This is a genomic window from Pseudomonas sp. LLC-1 (assembly GCF_002992185.1).
In the GTDB taxonomy this organism is placed as follows: domain Bacteria; phylum Pseudomonadota; class Gammaproteobacteria; order Pseudomonadales; family Pseudomonadaceae; genus Aquipseudomonas; species Aquipseudomonas monteilii.
In genome coordinates this window covers 224,572-236,108 of record NZ_LUVY01000012.1, presented here as the reverse complement: position 1 = coordinate 236,108, position 11,537 = coordinate 224,572, and the positions used below count along the sequence as shown (strand labels likewise).

The 11,537-nt window shown below is 62.0% G+C and carries 11 protein-coding genes; 8 read left to right on the top strand and 3 right to left on the bottom strand.

What is annotated here, in order from left to right; all coding sequences use genetic code 11:
* The first annotated feature begins 48 nt into the window (after positions 1 to 48).
* The 3 genes from aat (at position 49) to infA (ending at position 1,813) form a co-directional block, all read left to right on the top strand.
* The gene (aat, locus tag A0O30_RS11905) at positions 49 to 729 is read left to right on the top strand and encodes a leucyl/phenylalanyl-tRNA--protein transferase (protein WP_019096728.1); all 681 of its coding nucleotides are present in this window, start codon (positions 49 to 51) and stop codon (positions 727 to 729) included.
* Positions 730 to 785: 56 nt separating this feature from the next.
* Positions 786 to 1,493, top strand: a complete 708-nt coding sequence (locus A0O30_RS11900) for an arginyltransferase (protein WP_016711499.1) — start codon at positions 786 to 788, stop codon at positions 1,491 to 1,493.
* A gap of 101 nt (positions 1,494 to 1,594) precedes the next feature.
* Positions 1,595 to 1,813 (top strand): translation initiation factor IF-1, encoded by a 219-nt coding sequence (gene infA, locus A0O30_RS11895; RefSeq protein WP_002553999.1) that lies wholly within the window; start codon positions 1,595 to 1,597, stop codon positions 1,811 to 1,813.
* 86 nt (positions 1,814 to 1,899) lie between these two features.
* Here the strand turns inward: infA and clpA are convergent, their stop codons facing one another.
* Positions 1,900 to 4,170, bottom strand: a complete 2,271-nt coding sequence (clpA, locus tag A0O30_RS11890) for an ATP-dependent Clp protease ATP-binding subunit ClpA (RefSeq protein WP_104834320.1) — start codon at positions 4,168 to 4,170, stop codon at positions 1,900 to 1,902.
* A 30-nt stretch (positions 4,171 to 4,200) separates the two neighbouring features.
* A complete protein-coding gene (gene clpS / locus A0O30_RS11885) occupies positions 4,201 to 4,563 on the bottom strand; it encodes an ATP-dependent Clp protease adapter ClpS (protein WP_013973290.1) in 363 nt (120 codons plus the stop codon).
* A 230-nt stretch (positions 4,564 to 4,793) separates the two neighbouring features.
* Between clpS and cspD the strand changes: the two genes are divergently transcribed.
* Positions 4,794 to 5,054, top strand: coding sequence for a cold shock domain-containing protein CspD (gene cspD, locus A0O30_RS11880; protein ID WP_105946616.1), 261 nt, complete (start codon positions 4,794 to 4,796; stop codon positions 5,052 to 5,054).
* Between the two features lie 69 nt (positions 5,055 to 5,123).
* Here cspD and icd read toward each other — a convergent pair whose 3' ends face one another.
* Positions 5,124 to 6,380 (bottom strand): NADP-dependent isocitrate dehydrogenase, encoded by a 1,257-nt coding sequence (icd, locus tag A0O30_RS11875; RefSeq protein ID WP_105946615.1) that lies wholly within the window; start codon positions 6,378 to 6,380, stop codon positions 5,124 to 5,126.
* A 414-nt stretch (positions 6,381 to 6,794) separates the two neighbouring features.
* Here icd and A0O30_RS11870 point away from each other — a divergent pair, with 414 nt between their 5' ends.
* The 4 genes from A0O30_RS11870 (at position 6,795) to hflD (ending at position 11,470) form a co-directional block, all read left to right on the top strand.
* Positions 6,795 to 9,020: an NADP-dependent isocitrate dehydrogenase gene (locus A0O30_RS11870; protein WP_105946614.1), complete on the top strand. Its 2,226-nt coding sequence runs from the start codon at positions 6,795 to 6,797 to the stop codon at positions 9,018 to 9,020.
* Between the two features lie 202 nt (positions 9,021 to 9,222).
* The gene (locus A0O30_RS11865; protein WP_105946613.1) at positions 9,223 to 9,663 is read left to right on the top strand and encodes an NUDIX hydrolase; all 441 of its coding nucleotides are present in this window, start codon (positions 9,223 to 9,225) and stop codon (positions 9,661 to 9,663) included.
* A 59-nt stretch (positions 9,664 to 9,722) separates the two neighbouring features.
* Positions 9,723 to 10,847, top strand: a complete 1,125-nt coding sequence (gene mnmA / locus A0O30_RS11860; RefSeq protein WP_105946612.1) for a tRNA 2-thiouridine(34) synthase MnmA — start codon at positions 9,723 to 9,725, stop codon at positions 10,845 to 10,847.
* Positions 10,844 to 11,470, top strand: coding sequence for a high frequency lysogenization protein HflD (gene hflD, locus A0O30_RS11855; RefSeq protein WP_016711506.1), 627 nt, complete (start codon positions 10,844 to 10,846; stop codon positions 11,468 to 11,470). Before mnmA ends, hflD begins: the two co-directional genes overlap by 4 nt.
* Positions 11,471 to 11,537: the final 67 nt, after the last annotated feature.

Sequence of the window (11,537 nt, the reverse complement as noted above, 5' to 3'; positions counted from 1 at the left end):
GCGCGCAAGCCATGCTGCCCTCTCCCCTCCCCCACCGCACGATAGACCATGCTCACCTGGCTGACCCGCGACTCGCTGACCTTCCCGCCCCTGGAAAAGGCCCTGCACGACCCCAACGGCCTGCTGGCCGCCGGCGGCGACCTTACCCCCGAGCGCCTGGTACAGGCCTATCGTCACGGTTGCTTCCCGTGGTACCAGGATGGCCAGCCGATCCTGTGGTGGTCACCGGACCCGCGCACGGTGCTGCTGCCCGACCAGCTGCACGTGTCGCGCTCGCTGGCCAAGCTGATGCGCCAAGGCCGCTACCAGGTCAGCTTCGACACCGACTTCCCGGCCGTGATCGCCGCCTGCGCCGCGCCACGCGACTACGCCGACGGCACCTGGATCACCGACACCATGCGCAACGCCTACTGCGAACTGCACCGACGCGGCATTGCCCACTCGGTGGAAGTGCGCCAGGACGGCGAACTGGTCGGCGGCCTGTACGGCCTGGCCATGGGCCAGTTGTTCTTCGGTGAATCGATGTTCAGCCGCGCCGACAACGCCTCCAAGGTCGGCTTCGTGACCTTGGTCAACCACCTGCGTCAGGCCGGGTTCGTGCTGATCGACTGCCAGATGCCCACCAACCACCTGCACAGCCTGGGCGCCCACGCCATCAGCCGCGCCGAATTCGCTGGCTACCTGGCACGCCACCTCGACCAGCCCAACAGCGCCACGTGGGTTGCCTAGGCGAGTTCCCGTAGCTGGCTTACACTTAAAACAAAGTCTCACCGAGGGGGTTGATCATGACAGAGTTGGCGCGGTTGAAGTTTTATGCCACTCAGCCCCACTCCTGCAGCTACCTGCCCGAGGAGCAGGCCACCACGCTGTTCCTCGACCCCAGCCAGCCGATGGACGTGAACGTGTACGCCGACCTGTCGGAAATGGGCTTCCGCCGCAGTGGCGACCATCTGTACCGCCCGCACTGCCAGAACTGCAACGCCTGCGTGCCGGCACGCATCCCGGCGGCGCGCTTTATCCCCAACCGCCAGCAACGGCGCATCCTCAAGCGCAATGCCGACCTGACCGTGACGGCGGCGCGCCCAACCTTCAAGGAAGAGTATTTCGAGCTGTACCGGCGCTATATCGAAACACGCCACGCCGACGGTGACATGTACCCGCCCAGCCGCGACCAGTTTTCCACCTTTCTGGTGCGCGACCTGCCGTTCTGCTGGTTCTACGAGTTCCGCCTGGAAGGCCGCTTGATGGCAGTGGCCGTGTGCGACCTGTTGCCCAACGGCCTGTCGGCGGTGTACACCTTCTACGAACCGGACGAAGAGCGACGCAGCCTGGGCCGCTTTGCCATCCTGTGGCAAATCACCGAAGCCCTGCGCCAGGACCTGGAGGCGGTATACCTGGGTTACTGGATCAAGAACTGCAAGAAAATGAACTACAAGACGCAGTATCGGCCCATCGAATTGCTGATAAACCAGCGCTGGGTCACCCTCAACTGAAAGCATTGGCTTGACACACAGTTTTCGGGCATAATCCACGCCACTTTTTTGCCCGGTGCGGATATGCGTCGGGCCAACACTGGATCCGAGGGCTCTACTGCATGTCGAAAGAAGACAGCTTCGAAATGGAAGGTACTGTCGTCGACACCCTGCCCAACACCATGTTCCGCGTGGAGTTGGAAAACGGGCACGTCGTAACCGCGCACATCTCCGGAAAGATGCGCAAGAACTACATCCGTATTCTCACTGGCGACAAGGTCCGCGTCGAACTGACGCCATACGACCTGAGCAAGGGCCGCATCACTTACCGTGCGCGCTAAGCTCAAGCCATGAAAAAGCCCGGCCATGTGCCGGGCTTTTTTGTGCCTGTCGGGTTGTAGGGGACTGCAAAGCAGCCCCCGACGATTCAGGCAACCTCAGCCGTGGTCTCGAAGTCGAACACCAGTTCGCCATCGCGCAGGTCGACGTGCACCACGCCACCATGCTCGGCCAGTTCGCCAAACAGGATCTCCTCGGCCAGCGGCCGCTTGATCTTGTCCTGGATCAGCCGCGCCATCGGCCGCGCACCCATCTGCACGTCGTAGCCCGACACCGCCAGCCAGCCGCGCGCGGCATCGCTGACTTCCAGCAGCACACGCTTGTCTTCCAGCTGCGCCTGCAGTTCGATAAGGAACTTGTCGACGATGCTCTTGATCGTCTCGGTGCTCAGGCGGCCGAACTGGATAATGGTATCCAGACGGTTGCGGAACTCTGGCGTAAAGCTCTTGCGGATCACTTCCATGGCATCGGACGCGTGGTCCTGATGGGTGAAGCCGATCGAGGCCCGCGCTGCCGTTTCTGCACCCGCGTTGGTGGTCATGATCAGGATCACGTTACGGAAGTCGGCCTTGCGCCCGTTGTTGTCGGTCAGCGTACCGTGGTCCATCACCTGCAGCAGCAGGTTGAAGACTTCCGGGTGGGCCTTCTCGATTTCGTCGAGCAGCAATACGCAGTGTGGTTGCTTGGTAATCGCCTCGGTCAGCAAGCCACCCTGGTCGAACCCTACGTAACCAGGAGGCGCACCGATCAGGCGCGACACGGTGTGACGCTCCATGTACTCGGACATGTCGAACCGCACCAGCTCCACGCCCAGCGCCTTGGCCAGCTGCCGCGCCGCTTCGGTCTTGCCGACGCCGGTAGGGCCGGCGAACAGGAACGAACCGACAGGCTTGTCTGGCGACTTCAGGCCAGCACGGGACAGCTTGATGGCCGTAGACAGCGAGTCGATGGCCTGGTCCTGGCCGAACACGGTCAGCTTCAGGTCACGTTCAAGGTTACGCAGCAGCTCCTTGTCGGAGCTGGTGACGTGCTTTGGCGGAATCCGCGCGATCTTGGCGACGATGTCCTCGACTTGAGGCACATCGATGCGTTTGACGCGCATGGCTTCCGGCTGCAGGCGCTGGTAGGCACCGGCTTCGTCGATCACATCGATGGCCTTGTCCGGCATGTGCCGGTCATTGATGTAGCGCGAGGCCAGTTCGGCGGCGGCGCGCAGGGCTTCGTCGCTGTACTCGATGTTGTGGTGGCTCTCGAAGCGCCCTTTCAGGCCGCGCAGGATGCCCACGGTGTCTTCGACCGACGGCTCGCTGACATCCACTTTCTGGAAGCGACGCGCCAGGGCACGGTCTTTCTCGAAGATGCCGCGAAATTCCTGGAACGTGGTCGAGCCGATGCAACGGATCTCACCCGACGACAGCAGCGGCTTGAGCAGGTTGGAGGCATCCATCACCCCGCCCGATGCCGCACCGGCACCGATGATGGTGTGGATTTCGTCGATGAACAGGATCGCCTGCGGGCGCTTGCGCAGCTCGCCGAGCAGCGCCTTGAAGCGCTTCTCGAAGTCGCCGCGGTATTTGGTACCGGCCAACAGCGCGCCCAGGTCAAGGGAATACACCACGCTTTGCGCCAGCAGGTCGGGCACCTGGCCATCGACAATGCGCTTGGCCAGGCCTTCGGCGATGGCAGTCTTGCCAACGCCCGCCTCACCCACCAGCAACGGGTTGTTCTTGCGCCGGCGTGCCAGGATTTGCGCTACGCGTTCCACTTCCTGCTCGCGGCCCACCAGCGGGTCGATACGGCCAGCACGGGCCAGCTCGTTCAGGTTGCTGGCATAGGCGTCCAGCGGGTTGCTCGAAGAGGAGGTTTCGCCACCCTCTTCGTCCTGCATGTCCTGGTCGCTTTCAGATTGCGAACCATGCCCCGGCACCTTGGAGATGCCATGGGCGATGTAGTTGACCACGTCGATGCGGGCCACGCTCTGCTGTTTCAGCAGGAACACAGCCTGGCTTTCCTGTTCGCTGAAGATCGCCACCAGCACGTTGGCGCCGGTCACTTCGCGCTTGCCGGAGCTTTGCACGTGGAACACGGCACGCTGCAGCACCCGCTGGAAGCCCAGGGTCGGCTGGGTTTCACGGTCTTCGTCGTTGACAGGAATCAGCGGCGTAGTGGAATCGATGAACTCTTGCAGGTCGTGCTTGAGCTTGTCGAGATTGGCGCCACAGGCGCGCAGAACGGTCGCGGCAGCCTCATTGTCAAGGAGTGCCAGCAGCAGATGTTCGACGGTCATGAACTCATGACGCTTCGAACGGGCCTCCTTGAAGGCAAGATTGAGGGTGACTTCGAGCTCGCGGTTTAACATAGCTTCACCTCATACCCAAGTGGTCGGCGATTAACCGTCCTTCTCGATTTCACAGAGTAGCGGATGCTGGCTTTCCCTGGCGTATTGGTTGACCTGCATAGCCTTTGTTTCGGCGATGTCACGGGTAAACAATCCGCACACTGCCCGCCCTTCGGTATGGACAGTCAGCATGATCTTGGTCGCCAGCTCGCGGTTCAGATTAAAGAACGTCTCGAGCACTTCGACGACGAAATCCATCGGCGTGTAGTCATCGTTGAACAAAACCACCTTGTACATCGGTGGCGCCTGCAGGATCGGCTTGGCTTCCTGAACTGCAAGACCTGAGCCGTCGTCCTCATTCGATTGCGGGCGATCCTGATTGAATGTTAGTCGAATCTCACTAGGTGCATGCATGGAAAGAATTTCATCATGAGCGTCAGGTTAAGGTTGTGGGTTGACCGCACAGGCCACGAACGGCGCAGGCGCCGGGCGACCTTGACTATCGGCAAAACGGTGTTACAACCAATAAGAACCCACCGTGGTCGATAAAGATCCGCGCAGTCAACCAGATTTTTCGCATGGTTCGTATGCGGATGAAGTGGATGATACTCCAGTGATGGAGTCCTTTGCAGAGGGACATAGGGATGGCAAGCGGTAAAGTCAAGTGGTTCAACAATGCCAAGGGCTACGGATTCATCAACGAGGAAGGTAAATCCGATGACCTTTTCGCTCATTACTCGGCCATCCAGATGGACGGATACAAGACACTGAAGGCGGGCCAGGCCGTGGAGTTCGAAATCATCCAGGGCCCCAAAGGCCTGCACGCGGTCAAGATAATGGACGCCGCTGCCGCTGCGGCTGCCAAGGCCCAAGGCCAGACCGCGAGCGAAACCGTGCGCGCCTGATCGCCGCCCCGTGTCGTAATACGAAAAAACCGGTCGCCCCTTTACCCAGGCGACCGGTTTTCTCTTGCCTTACATATGTTTGATCATTGCATCACCAAAACCTGAACTGCCGACCAGCGTGGCGCCGTCCATCAGCCGCTCGAAGTCGTAGGTCACGGTCTTGGCCGCAATCGCGCCATTGGTGCCCTTGATGATCAGGTCGGCCGCCTCGGTCCAACCCATGTGCCGCAGCATCATCTCCGCCGAGAGAATGACCGACCCCGGGTTGACCTTGTCTTGCCCCGCATACTTGGGCGCGGTGCCATGGGTGGCCTCGAACATGGCCACGGTGTCGGACAGGTTGGCGCCCGGTGCGATGCCGATACCGCCCACCTCCGCCGCCAGGGCGTCGGACAGGTAGTCACCGTTGAGGTTGAGGGTGGCGATCACGTCGTACTCGGCCGGGCGCAGCAGAATTTGCTGCAACATGGCGTCGGCGATGGCGTCCTTGACGATCACCTCGCGGCCGGTCTTGGGGTTCTTGAACTTCATCCACGGGCCGCCATCGAGCAGTTCGGCGCCAAACTCATCCCGGGCCACTTCGTACCCCCAGTCTTTGAAGGCACCTTCGGTGAACTTCATGATGTTGCCTTTGTGTACCAGGGTCAGCGACTCGCGGTCATTGTCCACCACGTATTGCAGCGCCTTGCGCACCAGGCGCTTGGTGCCTTCTTTCGAGACCGGCTTCACGCCAATGCCGCAGTCCTGGTCGAAGCGGATCTTGGTGACGCCCATTTCCTCCTTGAGGAACTTGATCACCTTGTTGGCCTCGGGCGAGCCGGCCTTCCACTCGATGCCGGCATAGATGTCCTCGGAGTTCTCACGGAAGATCACCATGTCGACGTCGCCAGGCTTTTTCACCGGGCTCGGTACACCCTGGAACCACAGCACCGGCCGCAGGCACACATACAGGTCCAGTTGCTGGCGCAGGGCCACGTTGAGCGAGCGGATGCCGCCACCCACCGGGGTGGTCAACGGGCCCTTGATCGACACCACGTAATCACGCACGGCGTCGAGGGTTTCCTGAGGCAGCCAGGTGTCCTGGTCGTACACCTGGGTGGCCTTCTCGCCGGCGTACACCTCCATCCAGGCAATCTTGCGCTTGCCGCCGTAGGCCTTCTGCACGGCGGCATCGACCACCTTGATCATCACAGGCGAAACATCGACGCCGATCCCGTCACCCTCAATGTAAGGAATGATCGGGTGGTCAGGCACGTTAAGCGAATGGTCTGCATTGACGGTGATCTTGGTGCCGTCGGTCGGAACCTTGATTTTCTGGTATCCCATGCTTGCACTACTCCGCTGTCGGGTGTGGTTTGGACATCATGCGATGCAATGAGCCTAAACCACATCTGCCGACCTGCAAGGCATGCGACAACCCGCCACATTGCCGCTTAGTCTTTGGTCTTATAAATGGGCCGATATCACTTGGCCTTGCTGATTAGCCCGAATGGTTTGGTATACTCCGCCGCGACCGAAGGGTCATCGGGGCGAATCCCAGGAAAATGCGGACCGCCCTAGGCCATGAATGGCCGTAAAGCCTGGGCTGTTACCGCAGTTCAGCACTTGACGCTCGACTGATGCATCCACCATCACCGCTCGCAGCCTCTCGACTTTCCGCTCATGGCGTTGCCAGGGCGATGCGCCTACCCTGCGCACCACGAGACTCGAGCACGCTCAGCACACAGAGAGTTAACCCGCATGCCCACCCGTTCCAAGATCATCTATACCTTCACCGACGAAGCCCCCGCCCTCGCCACTTACTCGCTGCTGCCGATCGTCGAAGCCTTCACCGCTTCGGCTGACATCGCCGTCGAAACCCGCGACATCTCCCTGGCCGGCCGTATCCTCGCCGCCTTCCCGGAGCAACTGGGCGCAGAGAAGCAAGTAGGCGATCACCTGGCGGAACTGGGCCAGCTGGCTACCACCCCTGAAGCCAACATCATCAAGCTGCCGAACATCAGCGCCTCGGTACCGCAGCTCAAAGCCGCGATCAAGGAACTGCAAGGTAAGGGCTTCAACATCCCTGACTACGCCGACGAGCCGGCCACCGCGGAAGAAAAAGAGTCCCGCGCCCGCTACGACCGCATCAAGGGTTCCGCCGTGAACCCGGTACTGCGCGAAGGCAACTCCGACCGCCGCGCGCCGCTGTCGGTGAAGAACTACGCTCGCAAGCACCCGCACAAAATGGGCGCCTGGGCCGCCGACTCCCAGTCGCACGTTGCCCACATGACCCAGGGCGACTTCTACGGCAGCGAAAAAGCTGCCCTGATCGAAGCTGACGACAGCCTGCGCATCGAGCTGGTTGCCAAAGACGGCAGCACCACCGTGCTGAAAGAAAAGACCGCCGTCAAAGCTGCTGAAGTGATCGACTGCGCCACCATGAGCCGCAAGGCCCTGAAAGCCTTCATCGCCGAGCAGATCGCCGATGCCAAGGCCTCCGGCGTACTGCTGTCGGTACACCTGAAAGCCACCATGATGAAGGTTTCCGACCCGATCATGTTCGGCGTCATCGTCGAAGAGTTCTACAACGACGTGCTGGCCAAGCACGCCGCCGCACTGGCTGAAGTCGGCTTCAACGCCAACAACGGCATCGGCGACCTGTACGCCCGCATCAAGGACCTGCCAGCCGACAAGCAGGCCGAAATCGAAGCCGACATCCAGGCCCTGTACGCCCAGCGCCCAGCCCTGGCCATGGTCAACTCCGACAAAGGCATCACCAACCTGCACGTACCGAGCGACGTCATTGTCGACGCCTCGATGCCGGCCATGATCCGTGACTCGGGCAAGATGTGGAACACCGCTGGCGAACTGCAAGACGCCAAGGCCGTGATCCCGGACCGTTGCTACGCTGGCATCTACCAGGCCACCATCGAAGACTGCAAGAAAAACGGCGCCTTCGACCCAACCACCATGGGCAGCGTGCCGAACGTTGGCCTGATGGCACAAAAGGCCGAAGAGTACGGTTCCCACGACAAGACCTTCCAGATCAAGGCCGACGGCGTGGTCCGTGTGGTCGATGGCAAGGGCAACGTCGTGCTGGAGCAGAACGTCGAAGCTGGCGACATCTTCCGCATGTGCCAGACCAAAGACGCGCCGATCCAGGACTGGGTCAAGCTGGCCGTCAACCGTGCCCGCCTGAGCAACACCCCTGCAGTGTTCTGGCTGGACCCGGCCCGCGCCCACGACGGCGTGATGATCGAGAAGGTACAAAAGTACCTGAAGGATCACGACACCACTGGCCTGGACATCCGTGTTCTGGCCCCGGTCGACGCCATCAAGTTCTCCCTGGCCCGCATCCGCGAAGGCAAGGACACCATCTCGGTGACCGGCAACGTGCTGCGCGACTACCTGACCGACCTGTTCCCGATCATGGAGCTGGGCACCAGCGCCAAGATGCTGTCGATCGTGCCGCTGATGAACGGCGGTGGCCTGTTCGAAACCGGCGCCGGCGGTTCGGCTCCGAAGCACGTGCAGCAGCTGGTTGAAGAGAACTTCCTGCGTTGGGACTCGCTGGGTGAATTCCTGGCCCTGGCCGCTTCCCTGGAGCACCTGGGCAACACCTACGACAACCCGCGTGCCAAGGTTCTGGCCAACACCCTGGACCAGGCTACCGGCAAGTTCCTCGACACCAACAAGTCGCCTTCGCGCAAAGTCGGTGGTATCGACAACCGCGGCAGCCACTTCTACCTGACCCTGTACTGGGCCCAGGCTTTGGCTGCCCAGGCTGACGACGCTGCCCTGCAGGCACGCTTCGCCCCGCTGGCAAAAACCCTGACCGAGAACGAGGAGACTATCGTCGCCGAGCTCAACGCCGTTCAGGGCAAGCCAGCCGACATCGGTGGCTACTACGCCCCGGATGCCGAGCTGACCGCCAAGGTGATGCGCCCAAGCCAGACCCTGAACAGCGCCATTGCCGCACTGTAAGGTTCGCTTGAAGTAACAGCACAAACCCCGGCCACGCACCGGGGTTTGTGCTTTCTGGGATTGGGGCTGCTGTGCAGCCCATCGCCGGCAAGCCAGCTCCCACAGGTATTGTGAATGCCTTAGGCCTTGCACCGTACCTGTGGGAGCTGGCTTGCCGGCGATGGACCGCACAGCGGTCCCGGCAATCTACAAGGACTTACCAATGACCTGGCAACCCCACATCACCGTCGCCACCATCGTCGAGCACGAAGGCAAGTTCCTCTTCGTCGAAGAGTTCAAAGCCAACCAGCACGTCTTCAACCAACCCGCCGGCCACCTCGAATCCAACGAGACCCTGCCCCAGGCCGCCCTGCGCGAAACCCTGGAAGAAACCGCCTGGGAAGTCGAGCTCACCGGTGTAGTCGGCATCTACCTGTACACCGCCCCCAGCAACGGCGTGACCTACCAGCGCATCTGCTTCGCCGCCCGCCCCGTACGCCACCACGCCGACCTGGCCCTGGACAGCGACATCGTCCGAGCCGTGTGGCTGACCCGCGACGAGCTGCTGGCCGACCCCACCCGCTGGCGCAGCGAGCTGGTGCCGCGCTGCCTCGACGACTACCTCAAAGGCCCCCTGCACAGCCTCGAACTGCTACGCGACTGACGCAACGTCGCGGGTTTGATAGAATCGGCGTTTTTCCCCTCTGATACACACCGGTACCCATGACCAGCCCAGCACTCAAAGAACCCGCCAAGACCCGCGTCATCGTCGGCATGTCCGGCGGCGTGGACTCTTCCGTCTCCGCCCTTCTGCTCATGGAGCAGGGCTACCAGGTGGAAGGGCTGTTCATGAAGAACTGGGAAGAAGACGACGGCACCGAATACTGCACCGCCCGCGAAGACCTGGCCGACGCCCAGGCCGTGTGCGACCGCATCGGCATCAAGCTGCACACCGCCAACTTCGCCGCCGAATACTGGGACAACGTGTTCGAGCACTTCCTTGAAGAATACAAGGCTGGCCGCACGCCCAACCCAGACATCCTCTGCAACCGCGAAATCAAGTTCAAGGCGTTTCTCGACTACGCCCTGTCGCTGGGTGCCGACCTGATCGCAACCGGCCACTACGTACGCCGCCGCGACACCGGTGAGCTCACCGAACTGCTCAAGGGCCTGGACCCGAACAAGGACCAGAGCTACTTCCTGCACGCCGTCGGCGGCAAGGAAATCGCCCGCACCCTGTTCCCGGTCGGCGAGCTGGAAAAGCCCGAGGTGCGCGCCATTGCCGAGAAACACGGCCTGGCCACCGCCAAGAAAAAGGACTCCACCGGCATCTGCTTCATTGGCGAGCGCCGTTTCAGCGACTTCCTCAAGCAGTATCTGCCGGCCCAGCCGGGCGATATCGAAACCACTGAAGGTGAAGTGATCGGCCGCCACCATGGCCTGATGTACCACACCATCGGCCAGCGCCAGGGCCTGGGGATTGGCGGCCTGAAAGATGCCGGTGACGAGCCGTGGTACGTGCTGCACAAGGACCTGACCCGCAACGTGCTGGTGGTCGGCCAGGGCAACGAACACCCATGGTTGTTCTCCCGCGCCCTGCTCGCCTCGGAGATCTTCTGGGTCAACCCGATCGACCTCAGCCGCCCACGCCAGCTGACTGCCAAGGTGCGTTACCGCCAGAGCGACCAGCAATGCACCCTTGAGCTGACCGAAACCGGCTACCGCGCCGTGTTCGACGAGCCGCAGCGCGCCGTCACCCCGGGCCAGTCGGTGGTGTTCTACGACGGCGAAGTGTGCCTGGGCGGCGGCGTGATCGAAGCCGCCGAGCCGTGGAGCCCGCGCGCATGAGCAACCTGCAGGAGCAATTGATTGCCCTGGGCGGTGTATTCCAGGCCGCCGTGCTGGTTGACCGTATCGCCCGCACCGGCCAGGCCAGCGAGGCCAACATTGGCTGCATGCTCGGCAGCCTGCTGGTCCGCGACCCCAAGGACACCCTGGAAGTGTTCGGCGGCGACGATCTGAACCTGCGCGACGGCTACCGTGCACTGGCAGGCGCCCTGGAGCGCGACCCCAGCAGCCTGCAGCGCGAGCCGCTGCGCTATGCCCTGTCGATGCTGGGCCTGGAGCGCCAGCTGAACAAGCGTGGCGACCTGCTCGACACCATCGGCAACCGCTTGCCGCAAATCCAGTCCCAGGCCGAGCATTTCGGCCTGGTTCATGAAAACGTCATCGCTTCCAGCGGAGCCTTGTATCAGGACACGCTCAGCACCTTGCGCCAGCGCATCCAGGTGCATGGCGACATGCGTTTCCTGCAGCAGGCCAGCAACGCTTCCAAGATCCGTGCCCTGCTGCTGGCCGGCATCCGCGCCGCGCGCCTGTGGCGCCAGCTGGGCGGGCACCGCTGGCAGCTGGTGTTCAGCCGGCGCAAGCTGCTGAACGAACTGTACGACATGATGCGTTCGCCTTCCTGAAGACGCTTTTATAGGCCCGACCTTTGGTCAGCCACCCGACTCGGGCGCAATTTTCATGTATGATATG

Coding starts and splice junctions, on each gene's coding strand:
- aat (WP_019096728.1), top strand. CDS start 49: ATGCTCACCTGGCTGACCCGCGACTCGCTGACCTTCCCGCCCCTGGAA.
- A0O30_RS11900 (WP_016711499.1), top strand. CDS start 786: ATGACAGAGTTGGCGCGGTTGAAGTTTTATGCCACTCAGCCCCACTCC.
- infA (WP_002553999.1), top strand. CDS start 1,595: ATGTCGAAAGAAGACAGCTTCGAAATGGAAGGTACTGTCGTCGACACC.
- clpA (WP_104834320.1), bottom strand. CDS start 4,170: ATGTTAAACCGCGAGCTCGAAGTCACCCTCAATCTTGCCTTCAAGGAG.
- clpS (WP_013973290.1), bottom strand. CDS start 4,563: ATGCATGCACCTAGTGAGATTCGACTAACATTCAATCAGGATCGCCCG.
- cspD (WP_105946616.1), top strand. CDS start 4,794: ATGGCAAGCGGTAAAGTCAAGTGGTTCAACAATGCCAAGGGCTACGGA.
- icd (WP_105946615.1), bottom strand. CDS start 6,380: ATGGGATACCAGAAAATCAAGGTTCCGACCGACGGCACCAAGATCACC.
- A0O30_RS11870 (WP_105946614.1), top strand. CDS start 6,795: ATGCCCACCCGTTCCAAGATCATCTATACCTTCACCGACGAAGCCCCC.
- A0O30_RS11865 (WP_105946613.1), top strand. CDS start 9,223: ATGACCTGGCAACCCCACATCACCGTCGCCACCATCGTCGAGCACGAA.
- mnmA (WP_105946612.1), top strand. CDS start 9,723: ATGACCAGCCCAGCACTCAAAGAACCCGCCAAGACCCGCGTCATCGTC.
- hflD (WP_016711506.1), top strand. CDS start 10,844: ATGAGCAACCTGCAGGAGCAATTGATTGCCCTGGGCGGTGTATTCCAG.